Annotated in this window: 15 protein-coding genes and 1 pseudogene; 7 read left to right on the top strand and 9 right to left on the bottom strand. The window is 71.1% G+C overall.

Annotated features, from left to right (window positions below; all coding sequences use genetic code 11):
* Window positions 1–49 precede the first annotated feature (49 nt).
* Window positions 50–739: a DUF6445 family protein gene (locus tag ACZ518_RS08365; protein WP_469112218.1), complete on the top strand. Its 690-nt coding sequence runs from the start codon at window positions 50–52 to the stop codon at window positions 737–739.
* A gap of 80 nt (window positions 740–819) precedes the next feature.
* Here the strand turns inward: ACZ518_RS08365 and ACZ518_RS08360 are convergent, their stop codons facing one another.
* Window positions 820–1,242, bottom strand: a complete 423-nt coding sequence (locus tag ACZ518_RS08360; protein ID WP_469112217.1) for an arsenate reductase ArsC — start codon at window positions 1,240–1,242, stop codon at window positions 820–822.
* A gap of 114 nt (window positions 1,243–1,356) precedes the next feature.
* Between ACZ518_RS08360 and ACZ518_RS08355 the strand changes: the two genes are divergently transcribed.
* The 3 genes from ACZ518_RS08355 to ACZ518_RS08345 are packed head-to-tail and all read left to right on the top strand — an operon-like array spanning window position 1,357 to window position 3,557.
* Window positions 1,357–1,671, top strand: a complete 315-nt coding sequence (locus tag ACZ518_RS08355) for an ArsR/SmtB family transcription factor (RefSeq protein ID WP_361768722.1) — start codon at window positions 1,357–1,359, stop codon at window positions 1,669–1,671.
* Window positions 1,672–1,719: 48 nt separating this feature from the next.
* Complete coding sequence (locus ACZ518_RS08350; RefSeq protein WP_469112216.1) at window positions 1,720–2,502, top strand: aquaporin; 783 nt, start codon at window positions 1,720–1,722, stop codon at window positions 2,500–2,502.
* Window positions 2,499–3,557 (top strand): ArsO family NAD(P)H-dependent flavin-containing monooxygenase, encoded by a 1,059-nt coding sequence (locus ACZ518_RS08345; RefSeq protein ID WP_469112215.1) that lies wholly within the window; start codon window positions 2,499–2,501, stop codon window positions 3,555–3,557. The genes ACZ518_RS08350 and ACZ518_RS08345 overlap by 4 nt, the downstream gene beginning before the upstream one ends.
* Before the next feature lie 102 nt (window positions 3,558–3,659).
* Here the strand turns inward: ACZ518_RS08345 and ACZ518_RS08340 are convergent.
* Window positions 3,660–3,800, bottom strand: a pseudogene (locus ACZ518_RS08340) (GNAT family N-acetyltransferase); the annotation flags it as partial.
* Window positions 3,800–4,168 carry an ArsR/SmtB family transcription factor gene (locus ACZ518_RS08335; protein ID WP_469112214.1) on the bottom strand — a complete coding sequence of 123 codons (369 nt, stop codon included), beginning with the start codon at window positions 4,166–4,168 and terminating at the stop codon, window positions 3,800–3,802. The pseudogene ACZ518_RS08340 and the gene ACZ518_RS08335, both read right to left, overlap by 1 nt.
* 185 nt (window positions 4,169–4,353) lie before the next feature.
* On the opposite strand from ACZ518_RS08335, the gene ACZ518_RS08330 reads away from it, so the two are divergent.
* Together ACZ518_RS08330 and ACZ518_RS08325 are read left to right on the top strand one after the other, a co-directional pair.
* Window positions 4,354–5,721 carry an NAD(P)-binding domain-containing protein gene (locus ACZ518_RS08330; RefSeq protein ID WP_469112213.1) on the top strand — a complete coding sequence of 456 codons (1,368 nt, stop codon included), beginning with the start codon at window positions 4,354–4,356 and terminating at the stop codon, window positions 5,719–5,721.
* A 3-nt stretch (window positions 5,722–5,724) separates the two neighbouring features.
* Entirely contained in the window at window positions 5,725–6,939 is a 1,215-nt protein-coding gene (locus ACZ518_RS08325) for an MFS transporter (RefSeq protein WP_469112212.1), read from the top strand.
* Window positions 6,940–6,994: 55 nt separating this feature from the next.
* Here the strand turns inward: ACZ518_RS08325 and ACZ518_RS08320 are convergent, their stop codons facing one another.
* From ACZ518_RS08320 to kdpF, 6 genes are all read right to left on the bottom strand, one after another.
* On the bottom strand, window positions 6,995–9,538 hold the full coding sequence (locus ACZ518_RS08320; RefSeq protein ID WP_469112211.1) for a DUF4118 domain-containing protein: 2,544 nt from the start codon (window positions 9,536–9,538) through the stop codon (window positions 6,995–6,997).
* 20 nt (window positions 9,539–9,558) lie between these two features.
* A complete protein-coding gene (locus ACZ518_RS08315) occupies window positions 9,559–10,245 on the bottom strand; it encodes a response regulator (RefSeq protein WP_469112210.1) in 687 nt (228 codons plus the stop codon).
* A 100-nt stretch (window positions 10,246–10,345) separates the two neighbouring features.
* Window positions 10,346–11,023 carry a potassium-transporting ATPase subunit C gene (locus ACZ518_RS08310; protein WP_469112209.1) on the bottom strand — a complete coding sequence of 226 codons (678 nt, stop codon included), beginning with the start codon at window positions 11,021–11,023 and terminating at the stop codon, window positions 10,346–10,348.
* A 6-nt stretch (window positions 11,024–11,029) separates the two neighbouring features.
* The gene (gene kdpB, locus ACZ518_RS08305; RefSeq protein ID WP_469112208.1) at window positions 11,030–13,129 is read right to left on the bottom strand and encodes a potassium-transporting ATPase subunit KdpB; all 2,100 of its coding nucleotides are present in this window, start codon (window positions 13,127–13,129) and stop codon (window positions 11,030–11,032) included.
* Entirely contained in the window at window positions 13,126–14,790 is a 1,665-nt protein-coding gene (gene kdpA, locus ACZ518_RS08300) for a potassium-transporting ATPase subunit KdpA (RefSeq protein ID WP_469112207.1), read from the bottom strand. Before kdpA ends, kdpB begins: the two co-directional genes overlap by 4 nt.
* A gap of 6 nt (window positions 14,791–14,796) precedes the next feature.
* Entirely contained in the window at window positions 14,797–14,886 is a 90-nt protein-coding gene (kdpF, locus tag ACZ518_RS08295; RefSeq protein ID WP_362465155.1) for a K(+)-transporting ATPase subunit F, read from the bottom strand.
* Window positions 14,887–15,320: 434 nt separating this feature from the next.
* Here kdpF and ACZ518_RS08290 point away from each other — a divergent pair, with 434 nt between their 5' ends.
* The gene (locus ACZ518_RS08290) at window positions 15,321–17,228 is read left to right on the top strand and encodes an APC family permease (RefSeq protein ID WP_469112206.1); all 1,908 of its coding nucleotides are present in this window, start codon (window positions 15,321–15,323) and stop codon (window positions 17,226–17,228) included.
* Window positions 17,229–17,320 lie beyond the last annotated feature (92 nt).

The following is a 17,320-nucleotide window of genomic DNA, read 5'->3' as shown; positions in this document are numbered from 1 at the left end:
TGGCGGCGCTTTGGCGAGTGGCGCCCTCCCCGGCGCTACCGTTCCCGTCATGCCGCCGCTGCCGTCACACCCCCCACGCCACGGCAGGCTCCAGGTCCTGCCGTACCGCAAGCCCACGCGCGGTCGGGACTACTGGATCCTGGACGACGTCCTGGCCGACCCCGATGCCGTACGGGCCCGGGTACTCGAGCGGGACGACTGGGTGGAGGGCTACCCCCACAAGCCCGAGCCGTGGCCGGGGCTGCGCACGATGCCCGGTCTCGAACCGGCGGAGCTCGCGCACGTGGAGAAGTTGGTGTGCAGGACCGTCGGGGCCCGGAAGGTCTGGGCCGTGGATCCCGCCGGCGGTGGGACCTTCAACCACAACTGCGTCCAGGTCGTCGGAAAGGACGAGTGCGAGCCGCGCCCGCACACCGACTCCCGGAGCCTGTGCCGCTACGCGGCGGTGCTGTACCTCAGCCCGGACCTGCCCAAGGACTGCGGCACCAGCTTCTACCGCCAGAGTCTGCCCGGCGGTGTGCTCGGCGGCAATCAGGTGCTCGCCCCGCACAACAACCTGGTCGACGCGCTCGGCAGCCGCTTCGTTCCGGAGGACTCCTTCACCGAGGACCTGCGCGTCCCGCCCCGCTACAACCGTCTCCTGCTGTACTCGGCCAACCTCATACACACCGCGACCGGTTACGCGGGCAGCACCCTGGAGGACAAGCGGATGACGGCCGTCTTCTTCTGGATGGCCTGAGGCGTGGCTCGCGGATCGCACTGAGCCGGCTTCCCGCGAACGGACGGCCGACACCCGTTGCGCCGGCAGGCCGGCTGCGGTCAGTTCGCCTTCTGCTGTGCGTCGATCTCGGAGACCAGGCCCTCGATCAGACCCTTGATTTCGTCCCGGATGGGTCGGACGGCTTCGACGCCCTGGTCGGCCGGGTCCTCCAGCTGCCAGTCGAGGTACTTCTTGCCGGGGAAGTAGGGGCAGGCGTCGCCGCAGCCCATGGTGATCACGTAGTCGGATGCCTGGACGGCCTCGGTGGTCAGCACCTTCGGCCTCTGGGCGGAGATGTCGATGCCGAGCTCGGCCATGGCGGCCACGGCGGACGGGTTGATCTGGTCGCCGGGCACGGAGCCTGCGGACCGGACCTCGACGCGGTCCCCGGCGAGGTGGCGCAGGAAGCCGGCGGCCATCTGGGAGCGGCCGGCGTTGTGGATGCAGACGAACAGCACGGACGCGAGCGGGGTGGCGGACATCGGCTCTTCCTTCGGGGGCGGGTGGGCTGCCGGGGTGCAGGGCGGCGAGCGGTGGGCGCCTCACAGTTCAGCCCGGACTGGTATCAGTCCTCAGTGATGTGACAGTATCAGTCCATGATGACGTCAGTCGACACTGATCTGATCCGGGTTCTGGCCGACCCGCTCAGGCTCCAGATCGTGACCTTGCTCGCCCGCGAGACGCTCTGCACCACCCACCTCGTGGAAGAGACGGGCGCGAAGCAGACGAACCTCTCCAACCACATGAAAGTGCTGCGGGAGGCCGGGGTCGTGGATACGGAGCCGTGTGGGAGGTACATCTACTACCGCCTGCGCCCGGAAGTCATCGAAGCCCTCGCGGGTCAGTTCGCCGACCTCGCCCAGACCGCGCGGGCCACCGCCGAAGCGAACCTCAAGCGGTCCTGTCCATAGCCTTCGCGGCTCGCCTGCCCTGCCTCACCTGCCCGAGGAGACCCTGCCTTGACCGCCACCGTGCCCGCCGCGAGCGACGCCGTAGCCGCCGACACCGCTCCGCAGCCCGCCCCCGGCGCGACCCCGCCCCGCACCCCGCTGATCGCTCGCGCCGCCGCCGAGCTGGTCGGCACCGCGGCCCTGGTCGCGGTCGTCGTCGGGTCGGGCATCCAGGCCACGGAGCTCACCCAGGACGTGGCCCTGCAGCTGCTGGCCAACTCCACTGCCACGGTCTTCGGGCTCGGCGTCCTGATCGCGCTCCTCGGTCCGGTCTCCGGAGCCCACTTCAACCCCGCGGTCACGCTGGCCGAGTGGTGGACCGCCCGCCGCGGCGGCGCCGGCGTCAACGCCCGTGAGCTGGCCGTGTACGTGCCCTCGCAGATCGCCGGCGCGATCGCGGGCACGATCCTGGCGGACGCGATGTTCGGCGAGCCCCTGGTGAAGTGGTCCACCCACGACCGCTCCGCCGGGAACCTCCTCCTGGGCGAGGTCGTGGCCACCGCGGGCCTGATCCTGCTGATCTTCGGACTGGCCCGCACCGGCCGCCTCCGCTTCGCCCCCGTCGCGGTCGCCTCGTACATCGGCGCCGCGTACTGGTTCACCTCCTCCACCTCCTTCGCCAACCCGGCCGTCACCATCGGCCGCGCCTTCACCGACACCTTCGCGGGTATCGCCCCCGCCTCGGTGCCCGGCTTTGTCGGCATGCAGCTCCTCGGCGCGATCGTCGGCCTGGCGCTCGTGGCGGTCATCTTCATGCGAGGCAAGACCGACACGGAGCGGTCCGCGGCATGACGCAGCGCACCGATGTGGTGGTGATCGGCGGCGGCCAGGCCGGGCTCGCCGTCGGCTACCACCTGCGCCGTCTGGGCGTCGAGCACGTCATCCTCGACGCCCAGACCGCACCCGGTGGGGCCTGGCGGCACACCTGGGACTCCCTGCGCCTGTTCTCCCCGGCCCAGTACTCCTCCCTCCCGGGGCGCCTCATGCCCGTCCAGGAGGGCGAGCGCCACCCCGACGCCGCCCACGTCGTCGCCTACCTCGCCGATTACGAGAAGCGCTACGAACTCCCCGTCCAGCACGGTGTGCGGGTCTCCGCTGTCCACCGCGACGGCGTCCGCCTCCGGGTCGAAGCCGACTCCGGCGACTGGCGCGCCCGTGCCGTCATCGGCGCCACCGGCACCTGGACCCGCCCCTTCCTCCCCGCGGTACCGGGCCGCCGCGACTACCGGGGCCGCCAGCTCCACACCGTCCAGTACCGCAGCCCGTCCCAGTTCGCCGGGCAGCGCGTGATCGTGGTCGGGGGAGGCAACTCCGGCGCCCAGATCGCCGCCGACCTCGCCCACGCCGGGACCGACCTGGCCTGGGTCACCCAGCGCCCGCCGCGCTACCTCGCCGACGACATCGACGGCCGCGCCCTCTTCGACGCGGCGACCGCGCGCCGCCGCGCCCTCGACGCGGGCCGCACCGACACCGGCGGCGTCGCCTCCCTCGGCGACATCGTCGCCGTCCCACCCGTACGCGCCGCCCGCGAAGCCGGACTCCTCGCCCCTGCGCCGATGTTCACCCGCCTCACGCCGACGGGGGTCGAATGGGCCGACGGCACCCGGGCCGAAGCGGACGCGGTCGTCTGGTGCACCGGCTTCCGTCCCGCCCTCGCCCCGTTCGCCGCCCTGCGGCTGCGCGGCACCCGCGGCCGTATCGCCATGGACGGCACGCGTGCCGCCGGCGAACCGCGCCTTCACCTGCTCGGCTACGGTGACTGGGCCGGCCCCGCCTCCGCCACCCTCATCGGCGTCGGCCGCCCAGCCCGAGACGCCGCCCGGGAGATCGCCTCCGTCCTCGCGTGACCGGGCTTCGGCGGCCCTGGTGATCTTCCTCCTCGAGGCCCGTGCCGGGCGGTGTGCACCCGTACGCCGACACCGAAACCGAGAACGGGCCTGTCAGCCCGCGACCACACCCGCGTTCGCACACCGGTCGGAGACCCCGCTCGCCGCCACCCACCCCAGCACGACGCCGGCGTTCCCCGCCTGGTAGATGCCCAGCACCTGTTCGGCGTGCTCGGGCAGGGGCGCCTCGATCCGCACGCTGATCACGCCGCCTCCACGGCGCCGGCCAGCAGCGCACCCATCGCGGCGAGCACGGACGGCTCGACCCGGTAGTACACCCACGTGCCGCGCCGCTCCGAGGACAGCAGCCCGGCCTCCTTCAGCTTCTTCAAGTGGTGGGAGACGGTGGGCTGGGAGACGCCGACATCGGAGATGTCGCACACGCAGGCCTCGCCGCCCTCGTGGGAGGCGACGGCGGAGAACAGGCGCAGCCGGACGGGATCGCCGAGGGCCTTGAACATCTTCGCCGCGACCTCGGCCTCGTCCGCGGACAGGGGGCGCTCGTTCAACGGGGGGCAACACGGGGCGACGGCCTCGGGCTCCAGGAGCGGCAGAACCTTAGCGTTCGACATACGTCTATGTTGACACATGTCGAACCAGGGTGGCAGGGGGTCGGGTGCGGGCCGGGTGGGCGCGACGTCCACATGCCCCACAACAGCATCGTTTCGATGAATGTCTATGTTGACGGGCGTCGAAACAGGTGCCATGCTGGCACCACAAGCCATCGACAGCCATCGAAACAACCAGGGAGCCGACCGTGAACGCGCCAGCCACCACAGACCTGCCCGTCGTCGTCATCGGGGCCGGCCCCGCCGGTCTCGCGGCCGCCGCCCACCTCGTCGGCCGCGGCCTGGAACCCCTGGTCCTGGAAGCCGGCCAGGTCGCCGGAGCCGCGGTACGCGAGTGGGCCCACGTGCGGCTGTTCTCCCGCTGGGGCGAGGTCGTCGACCCGGCCGCCGAGAAGCTCCTGGCCCCGACCGGCTGGACCAGGCCCGCCGCGGACACCTACCCCTCCGGCGGCGACTGGGCCGACCTCTACCTTCAGCCCCTCGCCGACGTTCTCGGCGAGCAGGTCCGCTACGACGCGACCGTCACCGGCGTCTCACGCACCGGACGCGACCGCGTCGTCGACGCCGACCGCGAGACCCAGCCCTTCGTCGTCCACTTCCAGGGCGCGGACGGCCACGAGCAGCGGGTCCTGGCCCGCGCCGTCATCGACGCCTCCGGCACCTGGACCACCCCGAGTCCCGCGGGCGGCAGCGGCCTCGCCGCGCTCGGCGAGAAGGCCGCCGCCGACCGGATCACCTACCGGGTCCCGGATCTCAAGGACCCCGCCGTCCGTGCCCGGTACGCGGGCAAGCGGATGGCGGTGATCGGCTCCGGCGCCTCCGCCTTCACCGCCCTCGCCTACCTCGCCGACCTGGCCAAGTCCGAGGAAGGCAAGGGCACCCACACCACGTGGATCCTGCGCCGCGGCATCTCCGGCTCCACCTTCGGCGGCGGCGAAGCCGACCAGCTCCCCGCGCGCGGAGCCCTCGGTCTCGCAGCCAAGGCCGCCGTCGACGACGGCTACGCCGACGCCGTCACCGGATTCCGCACCGACGTCATCGAGAAGAACGACGCGGGCCGGATCGTGCTCGTCGGCGAGGACGGCCGCCGCCTGGACGCGGTCGACGAGGTCATCGTCCTCACCGGCCTCCGCCCCGACCTCAGCTTCCTGAACGAGCTCCGTCTCGGCCTCGACGAACGCCTCCAGGCCCCCACCGGGCTCGCCCCGCTGATCGACCCGAACCAGCACTCCTGCGGCACCGTCTACCCCCACGGCGTCAACGAGCTCTCCCACCCGGAGAGGGACGTCTACCTCGTCGGCATGAAGTCCTACGGCCGCGCCCCCACCTTCCTCGCCATGACCGGCTACGAGCAGGTGCGTTCCATCGCCGCTGCCCTCGCCGGTGACCAGGAGTCCGCCGAACGCGTCGAACTCACCCTCCCCGAGACCGGCGTGTGCGGCGGGGCAGGTCTCTTCGACGAGCCGGAGGCCGCCGAGGGGAACGGTGGCGGCTGCTGCGCCGCCCCGTCCACCCTCACCATCGGCGCAGCGCCCGCTTCCTCCGGCGGCTGCTGAACCGTGCCCGACACCCAGGACGGCGTGGCCGCGACCGGAACAGGGGACCGGTCGCGGCCACGCGCCGTCCTGCCCGCACTCTGCCTCACTCAGATCACCAGCTGGGGCATCGTCTACTACGCCTTCCCCGTCCTCAACCCCACCATCACCGCCGACACCGGCTGGAGCCCCGGCACCACCACCGCCGCGTTCTCCGCCGCCCTCGTCGTCTCCGCCATCGCGGGCATCTACGTCGGCCGCTTCCTGGACCACCGCGGCCCCCGCACCGTCATGACGGCCGGATCCGTCCTGGGCGCCCTGAGCCTGCTGGTGATCGCCGCAGCCCCCAACCCGCCCGCCTTCTTCGCCGGATGGCTGCTCGCGGGAGTCGCGATGGCCGCCACCTTCTACCAGCCGGCCTTCGCCGCCCTCACCCGCTGGTGGGCCCCCGACCACGTCCGTGCCCTCACCATCGTCACCCTCGCCGGCGGACTTGCCTCGACCGTCTTCGCACCCCTGACCGCGATCCTCGCCGACCACATGTCCTGGCGCGCCACCTACGCGGTCCTCGCCGGCATCCTGGCCGTCCTCACCGTCCCGGCCCACGCCCTCGCCCTCGGGGCCCCCTGGCCGCCGCCTCCTCCGAGCCCGCCGCACGTCACCGGGGGCCACGAACAGGTCGTACGCAGCCGCGCGTTCCGGATGCTGGCCGCCGCCTTCACCCTGTCCGCGTTCGCGATGTACGCCGTGGTCATAGGCCTCATCCCACTGCTGATCGAACGCGGTTACACCACCGCCCAAGCCGCCTGGGTGCTAGGCCTCGGCGGCGCGGGCCAAACCCTCGGTCGCTCCCTGTACGCGACCCTCGCCCGCCACGTGGGCGTCACCGCCCGCACCGTCACCCTGATCGCATCGGGCGCCCTCACCACCGCAGCGCTCGCCATCGTGGCCGGCCCGTACGCCCTGCTCGTTGCCGTGTCCGTCCTCGCAGGGGTGATTCGAGGGAACCTCACCCTCCTCCAGGCCACAGCCGTCACCGATCGCTGGGGCACCACTCACTACGGCCGGCTCTCCGGCCTCCTCGGCGCACCAGCCCACGCAGCCGCCGCCCTTGCCCCCTTCGCCGGCGCGGTCCTTGCCGGCCCCCTCGGCGGGTACCCCGCGCTGTTCGCATTGCTGGCCATCCTCTCCACCACGGCCGCTGTGACGGCCTTCGGGGCCCGCGCGCACCAACGCTGATCGGCGGCGGGCCGGGCGTAACGGGCGGGTGCGGCCGGGGTCGTTCCGCTCTTCTTCAGCTGACCGCCGAGGTGGGCAGCTCGGCCGTCACCGGAGGTTCGTGCCCCGCCATGGGCAGGGTGAGGACCATGGTCAGACCTCCGCCGGGGGTGTCCTCGGCGGTCAGGGTGCCGCCGATGGCTTCGGTGAAGCCGCGGGCGACGGCGAGGCCCAGGCCGACGCCGGCGCCGCGCGGGGCGTCCCCGTGGCGCTGGAAGGGTTCGAAGATGCGGTCCTTGGCCTCGTCCGGGACGCCGGGGCCCCGGTCCACCACGCGGAGTTCGACCCGGTCGTGCAGGGCGCTGGCGGTGACGAGGACCGGCCGGCCTTCGGGGCTGTACTTGACGGCGTTCTCCACGATGTTCGCGACGGCGCGCTCCAGCAGGCCCCGGTCGACGGCGACCATGGGGAGCGTCTCGGGGATGTCGAGTTCGACGCTGTCCTCCTGTACGCCGCCCAGGGCCATCGGGACCACCTCGTCGAGGTCGGTCTCACGGATCAGCGGGACGACGGTGCCGGTGTTGAGCCGGGACATGTCCAGGAGGTTGCCGATCAGCGCCGACAGCCGGTCGGCGCCCTCCTCGATGCCCTCCAACAGATCCGCCCGGTCCTCCTCCGACCACTTCACGTCCTCCGAGCGAAGGGAGGTCACGGAGGCCTTGATACCGGCGAGCGGGGTGCGCAGGTCGTGGCTGACGGCGGCGAGGAGCGCGGTGCGTATGCGGTTCCCCTCCGCGAGCCGACGGGCCTCCTCGGCCTCGCCGACCAGGCGCTGGCGGTCGAGTACGACCGCTGCCTGGGCCGCGAAGGCGCCGAGCACGCGCCGGTCCTCGGCGGGCAGCACCCGCCCGGAGAGGGCGAGGGCCATGTTCTCGCCGACGGGCATGTCCACGTCCGCGTCCTCGGGCCGGGCGACGGGGTGGCTGCCGACCGCCGCCGCCGTGGTCCAGGGGGCGACCTCGTCGGCGCGCTCCAGCAGGGCCACGGAGTCCATGGCGAAGGTCTCCCGGAGCCTTTCGAGCAGGGCGTCGAGGGTGTCCTCGCCGCGCAGGACGCTGCCCGCGAGGAACGAGAGGACCTCGGACTCCGCGCGCAGGCGAGCGGCCTGGTGGGTGCGGCGGGCGGCCAGGTCCACCACGGACGCCACGGAGACGGCGACGCCGACGAAGATGGCGATGGCGACCATGTTCCTCGGGTCGGAGATCGTCAGCCGGTAGAGGGGCGGGGTGAAGAAGTAGTTCAGGAGCAGGGAGCCCACCGCCGCCGAGGCGAGCGCGGGCAGCAGCCCGCCCAGCAGGGCCGCCGCCACGGTGCAGGTGAGGAACAGCAGCATGTCGTTGGCGAGTCCGAGCTCGGGAACGACCTGGCTGAGCAGCAGGGTCAGCAGGGCCGGGCCGGCGATGCCCGCCACCCAGCCCCAGACGATCCGGGCGCGTCCGAGCCGTGCCCGGCGGGGGACCGGCAGGCCGCGGCCCTTGGCGGCCTCGTCGTGGGTGACGATGTGCACGTCCAGGTCCGGGCCGGACTCGCGGGCTACGGTCGCGCTGACCCCGGGGCCGAACACGTACTGCCAGGAGCGCCTGCGGCTCACCCCCAGGACGATCTGCGTGGCGTTGACCCCGCGGGCGAAGTCCAGCAGGGCATCGGAGACCTCGTCCCCGATGACGTGGTGGAAGGTGCCGCCGAGGTCCTCCACCAGGGTGCGCTGGACGGCGAGTTCCTTCGGCGAGGCGGCGGTGAGCCCGTCGCTCGCGGCGATGTAGACCGCCAGGACCTCGCCGCCGGCGCCCTTCTCGGCCAGGCGCGCGGCCCGGCGGATGAGCGTACGGCCCTCCGGGCCGCCGGTCAGGCCGACCACGATGCGCTCACGCGCCTGCCAGGTCGTGCGGATGTTGTGCTCTCCGCGGTACTCCCGCAGGTACTCGTCGACCCGGTCGGCGGTCCACAGCAGGGCCAGCTCCCGCAGGGCGGTCAGGTTGCCGGGGCGGAAGTAGTTGGACAGGGCCGCGTCGACCTTGTCGGCCTTGTAGACGTTGCCGTGGGCCATGCGCCGGCGCAGGGCCTGCGGCGACATGTCGACCAGCTCGATCTGGTCGGCCCGCCGGACCACCTCGTCGGGGACCGTTTCACGCTGCCGTACGCCCGTTATCGTCTCGACGACGTCGCCGAGGGACTCCAGGTGCTGGATGTTGACGGTGGAGACCACGTCGATGCCCGCCTGGAGCAGTTCCTCGACGTCCTGCCACCGCTTGGCGTTGCGGGAACCGGGGATGTTGGTGTGGGCGAGCTCGTCCACCAGGGCGACGGCCGGGCGCCGTGCGAGGACGGCGTCGACGTCCATCTCGGCGAACGTGGTGCCCCGGTAGGCCAGGTCGCGCCGCGGCACCAGTTCCAGGCCGTGCAGCATCACTTCCGTACGCGGCCGGCCGTGGTGCTCGACGAAGCCGACGACGCAGTCGGTGCCGCGCTCGATCCGGCGGTGGGCCTCGGAGAGCATCGCGTACGTCTTGCCGACGCCCGGTGCCGAGCCGAGGTAGATACGGAGCTTTCCGCGTCCCATGATCGTGGCTCTTCTTCTGCTCAGGGTTCGAAGCGGTAGCCCATGCCGGGCTCGGTGATCAGGTACCGGGGGTGCGAGGGGTCCGCCTCTAGCTTGCGCCGCAGCTGGGCCATGTAGACGCGCAGGTAGTTGGTGTGCTCCGCGTAGGTGGGCCCCCAGACCTCCAGCAGCAGCATGCTCTGTGTGATCAGGTGACCCGGGTGGGTGACGAGGATCTCCAGCAGGTGCCACTCGGTGGGCGTGAGCCGTACGGTGCGGTCGCCGCGCCGGACCTTCTTCGCGAGCAGGTCGATGGTGAACTCGTCGGTTTCGACCACCGTGACGTCGTCGGGCCGCCGTACCGGATCGGTCTGTCTGCGGGAGGCGGCCCGCAGCCGGGCCAGGAGTTCGTCCATGCTGAAGGGCTTGGTGACGTAGTCGTCGGCTCCGGCGTCCAGGGCGCGGATCTTGTCCTCGGAGGTGTGCCGGGCGGACAGCACCACGATCGGGACCCGGCTCCAGCCGCGTACCCCTCTTATGACGTCGATGCCGTCCATGTCGGGCAGGCCGAGGTCGAGGACGATGATGTCGGGATTGCGTGCGGTGGCCAGCCGCAGGGCCGAGCCGCCGTCGCCGGCCTCGTCGACGTCGAACTTGCGTGCCTGGAGGTTGATCCTCAGCGCGCGGACGAGCTGGGGATCGTCCTCCACCACCAGCACCCGGGTCATCGGTGTGCAGCCTTTCCTTGTTGCGAGCGGAACGGTCGGGAACCGGCGGGGTGCGCGAGTCCGCGCCCCGCCGGTTCCCGTGCCGTGCGGGGGTGGACGGTCAGTTCCTGGTCAGGGCCTTGAGGGCGGTGTTGAGCGTGAGGACGTTGACGCGGGGCTCGCCCATGAAGCCGAGCGTGCGGCCCTCGGTGTTGTCCTTGACGAGCTTCTCGACCTGCTTGACGGGCAGTCCGTTCTTCTCGGCCACCCGGTGGACCTGGAGTTCCGCGTACTCCGGGGAGATGTTCGGGTCCAGGCCGGAGCCGGAGGAGGTGACCGCGTCGGCGGGCACGTTCTCGGCCTTGACCTTGTAGTCGGCGGTGGAGTTGTCGGCGACCACGGCCGCCTTGGCGTCCTCGACCAGCTTGACGAGCTCGGGGCTGTCGGCGGCCTTGTTGGTGGCGCCGGAGAGGATCAGGGAGTACCGGGTGTTGACGCTGTTGGCGCCCAGGCCGTTGGAGGGGCGCGGCTGGAACCACTTGGGGTCCGGCTTGGCGGCTTCCTCGGGGTCGTCCGGGTTCTGCTTGGGCAGGTTGTAGGTCTGCCCGATCAGCTCGGAGCCGACGACGTTTCCGCTCTTGTCCTTGATCTCGGAGCCGTTGGCCTGGTTGTTGAAGAGGGCTTGGGCGATGCCGGTGACGGCGAGCGGGTAGAGCACGCCGCACACGATCGTCAGGACGAGCAGGGCGCGCAGGCCGGCGCCGATCAGGCGGGCGGTGCTGGATACGGAAGTGTTCATTGCCGATCAGCCGATTCCGGGGATGAGGGTGATGAGCAGGTCGATGAGCTTGATGCCGATGAACGGGGCGATGAGGCCGCCGAGTCCGTAGACGCCGAGGTTGCGGCGGAGCATCTTGTCGGCGCTGGTGGGCCTGTACTGGACGCCCTTGAGGGCGAGCGGCACGAGGGCGATGATGATCAGCGCGTTGAAGATCACCGCGGAGAGGATCGCCGACTCGGGGGACGCGAGGCCCATGATGTTGAGCTTGTCGAGACCGGGGTAGACCACGGCGAACATGGCCGGGATGATCGCGAAGTACTTCGCGACGTCGTTGGCGATGGAGAAGGTGGTCAGGGCGCCCCGGGTGATGAGGAGCTGCTTGCCGATCTCGACGATTTCGATGAGTTTGGTCGGGTTGGAGTCGAGGTCGACCATGTTCCCGGCTTCCTTGGCGGCCGAGGTGCCGGTGTTCATCGCGACGCCGACGTCGGCCTGGGCGAGGGCGGGGGCGTCGTTGGTGCCGTCGCCGGTCATGGCGACGAGCTTGCCGCCGGCCTGTTCCCGTTTGATGAGGGCCATCTTGTCTTCAGGGGTGGCTTCGGCGAGGAAGTCGTCGACGCCGGCCTCCTCGGCGATGGCCTTGGCGGTCAGCGGGTTGTCGCCGGTGATCATGACGGTCTTGATGCCCATGCGGCGCAGCTCGTCGAACCGCTCGCGCATGCCCTCCTTGACCACGTCCTTGAGGTGGATGACACCCAGGACGCGGGCGCCGTCGGCGTCCTCGACGGCGACGAGGAGCGGGGTGCCGCCGGCCTGCGAGATCGAGTCGGCCAGCGAGCCGGCTTCCTCGGTGACGTCGCCGCCCTGCTCGGTGACCCAGGTGATGACCGAACCGGCCGCACCCTTGCGGACCTTCCTGCCGTCGACGTCCACGCCCGACATGCGGGTCTGGGCGGTGAACTCGATCCACGTGGCGTGTTCCAGCTCGCCCTGGTGACGCTCGCGTAGCCCGTACTTCTCCTTGGCCAAGACGACGATGGAACGGCCCTCGGGGGTCTCGTCGGCCAGCGAGGACAACTGTGCCGCATCGGCGAGCGCCGCCTGCGTGGTGCCCTTGACGGCCACGAACTCGGAGGCCTGGCGGTTGCCGAGGGTGATGGTGCCGGTCTTGTCGAGCAGCAGAGTGGACACGTCGCCGGCGGCCTCGACGGCACGCCCGGACATGGCGAGGACGTTGCGCTGGACGAGGCGGTCCATGCCGGCGATGCCGATGGCGGAGAGCAGCGCGCCGATGGTGGTGGGGATCAGGCAGACCAGCAGGGCGGTCAGCACGATCATCGACTGCTTGGCGCCGGCGTAGATCGCGAAGGGCTGGAGGGTGACGACGGCGAGCAGGAAGACGATGGTGAGGGACGCCAGGAGGATGTTGAGGGCGATCTCGTTGGGGGTCTTCTGCCGCGCCGCGCCTTCCACCAGGTTGATCATGCGGTCGATGAAGGTCTCGCCGGGCTTCGTCGTGATCTTGATGACGATCCGGTCGGAGAGCACTTTCGTACCGCCGGTCACCGCGCTGCGGTCGCCGCCGGACTCGCGGATCACGGGCGCGGATTCGCCGGTGATGGCGGACTCGTCGACGGAGGCGACGCCTTCGACGACGTCACCGTCGCCGGGGATGACGTCGCCGGCCTCGCAGACCACCAGGTCGCCGATCTTCAGCTCGGTGCCCGGGACCTGCTCCTCGCCGGAGTCGGTCAACCGCCGCGCGACGGTGTCGGTCTTGGCCTTGCGCAGGGTGTCGGCCTGGGCCTTGCCGCGGCCCTCCGCGACGGCTTCGGCGAGGTTGGCGAAGATCGTGGTCAGCCACAGCCAGGCGGTGATGGCCCAGCCGAACCAGTCCGTGGGGTCCTTGAGCGCGAGGACGGTCGTGACGACCGAGCCGACGAGGACGACGAACATGACCGGGGACTTGATCATGACGCGCGGGTCGAGCTTCTTCACCGCGTCGGGGAAGGACTTCAGCAGGGCCTTGGGGTCGAACAGGCCGCCGCCCACCCGGCCGGTGTCCGGCTTGTGTCCTGTGGGGATGTCCTCGTGCGGGGCACGGGTCGGGGTGGCGGTGCTCATGAGGCGAGTCCTTCGGCGAGCGGACCCAGCGCGAGGGCGGGGAAGTAGGTCAGACCGGTGATGATGACGATCGTGCCGACGAGCAGGCCCGCGTACAGCGGCTTGTCCGTACGGAGCGTGCCCGCGGTCTCGGGTACGGGCTTCTGCTCGGCCAGCGAGCCGGCCAGTGCGAGGACGAACACCATGGGCAGGAAGCGGCCCAGCAGCATGGCGATGCCGATGGTGCTGTTGAACCACTGGGTGTCGGCGTTCAGGCCGGCGAAGGCGGAGCCGTTGTTGTTGGCGCCGGAGGTGTAGGCGTAGAGCACCTCGGAGAAGCCGTGCGCGCCGGAGTTGGCCATCGAGTGCGGCGGGGTGGGCAGGGCCATCGCCGCGGCGGTGAAGCACAGAACGAGCGCGGGGGTGATGAGGATGTAGCAGGCCGCGAACTTGATCTCGCGGGTGCTGATCTTCTTGCCCAGGTACTCGGGGGTGCGGCCGACCATGAGGCCGGCGATGAACACCGCGATGACCGCCATCACGAGCATGCCGTAGAGGCCGGAGCCGACGCCGCCGGGTGCGATCTCGCCGAGCTGCATGCCCAGGAGCTGGATGCCGCCGCCCAGGCCCGTGTAGGAGGAGTGGAAGGAGTTGACCGCACCGGTCGAGGTCAGGGTGGTGGCGACCGAGAAGATCGCGGAGGCGCCGATGCCGAAGCGGGTCTCCTTGCCCTCCATCGCACCGCCGGCGGCCTGGAGCGCCGGTCCGTGGTGGGAGAACTCGGTCCACATCATCAGGGCGGTGAAACCGACCCAGATGACCGCCATCGTCGCGAGGATCGCGTAGCCCTGGCGCAGGTTGCCGACCATCCGGCCGAAGGTCCGGGTCAGCGCGAACGGGATGACCAGGATCAGGAAGATCTCGAAGAGGTTCGAGAAGGGGGTGGGGTTCTCGAAGGGGTGGGCCGAGTTGGCGTTGAAGTAACCGCCGCCGTTCGTGCCGAGTTCCTTGATGACCTCCTGGGAGGCGACCGCGCCGCCGTTCCACTGCTGCGTCCCGCCCGAGAACTGACCGACCTCGTGGATCCCGGAGAAGTTCTGGATCGCGCCGCAGGCGACCAGGACGAGCGCGCCGACGACGGCGATGGGAACGAGGATGCGGACGGTGCCGCGCACCAGGTCCGCCCAGAAGTTGCCGAGCTCACCGGTGCGGGAGCGGGCGAAGCCCCGTACGAGGGCGACGGCGACGGCCATGCCCACGGCCGCGGAGACGAAGTTCTGCACGGCCAGGCCGCCGGTCTGCACGACGTGGCCCATGGCCTGTTCGCCGGAGTACGACTGCCAGTTGGTGTTCGCCACGAAGGACGCGGCAGTGTTGAACGCCTGGTCCGGGTCGATCGACTGGAAGCCGAGCGAGCCGGGCAGGACGCCCTGGAGCCGCTGGAGGGCGTAGAGGAAGAGGACGCTCACGGCGGAGAAGGCCAGGACACCGCGCAGGTAGGCGGGCCAGCGCATCTCGGCCGACGGGTTGGCGCCGATGGCCTTGTAGATCCACTTCTCCGGCCTGTAGTGCCTATCGGAGGAGTAGACCCGGGCCATGTAGTCGCCGAGCGGACGGTATGCCAGTGCGAGCGCGGCGATCAGGGCGAGCAACTGGAGCACACCAGCGATCTGGGGACTCATGTCGGCTCAGAACCTCTCCGGCTTGACGAGGGCGAGGACGAGGTACCCGAGCAGGGAGACGGCCACGAGCAGGCCGACGATGTTCTCGGCAGTCACAGCTTCGCCACCCCCCGGGCGATGAGAGCCACCAGCGCGAAGATCGCGACCGTGGTGACGACGAAGGCCAGATCGGCCATCGTGAGCTCCTGATGAAGTGATGAGACGGAATCGGCCGGACTGGCCGAGACAGAGCAAACCCTGAGTGGCCGACCGCGTTAAGACACTTTGATGCGGTCCATACGCGCGCGCAGGAACCTTTGACGCAGCCCTGACGCCGATCGCCCCGACCTGCCGCGAAGTGAGGCTTTCATCCCCTCCGGGCCGGGAGCGGGGGCGAGGAGGAACCGGCCGTAGTGGACGCGTCCCCTACGCGTATGAACTGCGTGAAGAGTGGCGGGAGGGACGTATGGAACTCGCCAAGACGGGTGGCGGTGGTGCGCCGGGACTTCGACGCTGTCCTCACTTTGCCCATATCGGAGGAACACGGCGACATGGCCATACACACAGGAGAAGCGACGTCTGCGGGACGGGGGCCGGGTCGGGAAGAGCCCCCTGATCCCGGCGTCGCGGCGGTGGCGGAGGAGGGGGAGCGGCACCAGCTGACCGCCCTCCAGGGCCTGGCCGCCCTGTCGCTGGACGCCATGGCCTCCGTGGCCTACGGGCCCGAGTCCATCGTGCTCGTCCTCGCCGCCGCCGGCGCGTACGGGATCGGTTTCACCCTCCCGGTGACCGTGGCGATCGCCGCTCTGCTGGCCGTCCTGGTCGCCTCGTACCGGCAGGTCATCGCGGCCTTCCCGGACGGCGGCGGCTCCTACGCCGTCGCCAAGCGGCACCTCGGACGGCGTACGAGCCTGGTCGCGGCGGCCTCGCTGATCCTCGACTACGTGCTCAACGTGGCCGTCTCCGTCACCGCCGGCGTGGCAGCGCTGACCTCCGCCTTCCCCTCGCTGTACGGGGACCGGGTGTGGATCTGCCTGGGCGTGCTGGTCCTGGTCACCGCCGTCAACCTGCGCGGGGTGGTGGACTCCGCCAAGGCCTTCCTGGTCCCCACCGCCGTCTTCGTCGGATCGGTCCTCGCGATGATCACCGTAGGCCTGTTCCGGGACGGACCGGTCTCGACGGAGACCGCCGCCGGGCACGCCTCCGCCCTCGGCGACGGCGCCACCACCGTCGGCGCCCTGCTCCTCCTCAAGGCGTTCGCCGCCGGCTGCTCCGCCCTCACCGGCGTCGAGGCCGTGGCCAACGCGGTGCCATCCTTCCGGGCCCCCGCCGCCCGCCGGGCCCAGCGCACCGAAGTGGCCCTCGGGGCCCTGCTCGGCGTGATGCTGATCGGCCTGTCCGTCCTCATCGGCCGCTTCCACCTCCAGCCGGTCGAGGGCGTCACCGTCCTCGCGCAGCTCGCCGACGCCTCTTTCGGCCACAACGCCGCCTTCTTCGTGGTCCAGTTCGCCACCGTGGTGCTGCTGGCGCTCGCCGCGAACACCTCCTTCGGCGGCCTGCCGGTCCTGATGAGCCTGCTCGCCAGGGACAACTTCCTGCCGCACGTCTTCGCGCTCAAGGCCGACCGGCAGGTTCACCGGCACGGTGTCGTCTGGCTGGCCCTGGTCTCCGCCGTGCTGCTCGTCTTCTCCGGCGGCGACGCCAACACCCTCGTACCGCTCTTCGCCATCGGCGTGTTCGTCGGCTTCACCATCTGCCAGGTCGGCATGGTCCGGCACTGGGTGCTGGAACGCCCGGCGGGCTGGCAGGGGAAGGCCGCCCTCAACGGCTTCGGAGCGCTCCTGACGGGCGTCTCCGCGGTCGTGGTGACCTCGACCAAGTTCACCGAGGGCGCCTGGCTGATCGTCGTCGCGCTGCCGCTGCTCGTCCTCGCCCTCGAGAAGGTGCACCGCACGTACGCGCGGATCGGCGAGCGCCTGGAGCTGGGCCGTGTGCCACAGCCCCCGCGGCGTTCCCGCTCGCTGGTGGTCGTTCCGGTGTCCGGGCTGTCCCTGCTGACCTGCCGGGCGCTGACCGCGGCGCGCTCGCTCGGCGACGAGGTCCTCGCGGTGACCGTCACCCACCCGGCCCCTGAGGACCGCCGGGCCGCCCAGGCGCTGCGCCGCGACTGGGAGCTGTGGAACCCAGGCGTCGAGCTCGTCGAACTCCCCTCGCCGACACGTTCGCTGGGCCGCCCGGTGTCCGGGTACGTCCGCACGCTGGCGGAGCGGCATCCGGGCGTCCAGGTCACCGTACTGATTCCCGAAACCGAGCCGGAGCGGCTGTGGCAGCGGCTCCTTCAGAACCAGCGCGGCTCGGTGGTCGCCCACGCGGTACGCCGGGACACGGACGCGGTGATCTGCCGGCTCCGCTTCCGCATCACCGCCGGCACCGAGCCGACCCCCGCTGACCTTCGCTGAAGTCCTCCGACGCCCGTCGGACCGCTCCCGCCGCCCCCACGTCCACGCCGGCTGAACCCTCAGCAAGGGAAACGCCAGGAACCCCGCCTGTC

The sequence above is a fragment of the Streptomyces sp. NPDC033966 genome (assembly GCF_055575955.1).
Note: the sequence above shows the minus strand (reverse complement) of the source record. Positions and strands in the feature narration are given on the sequence as shown.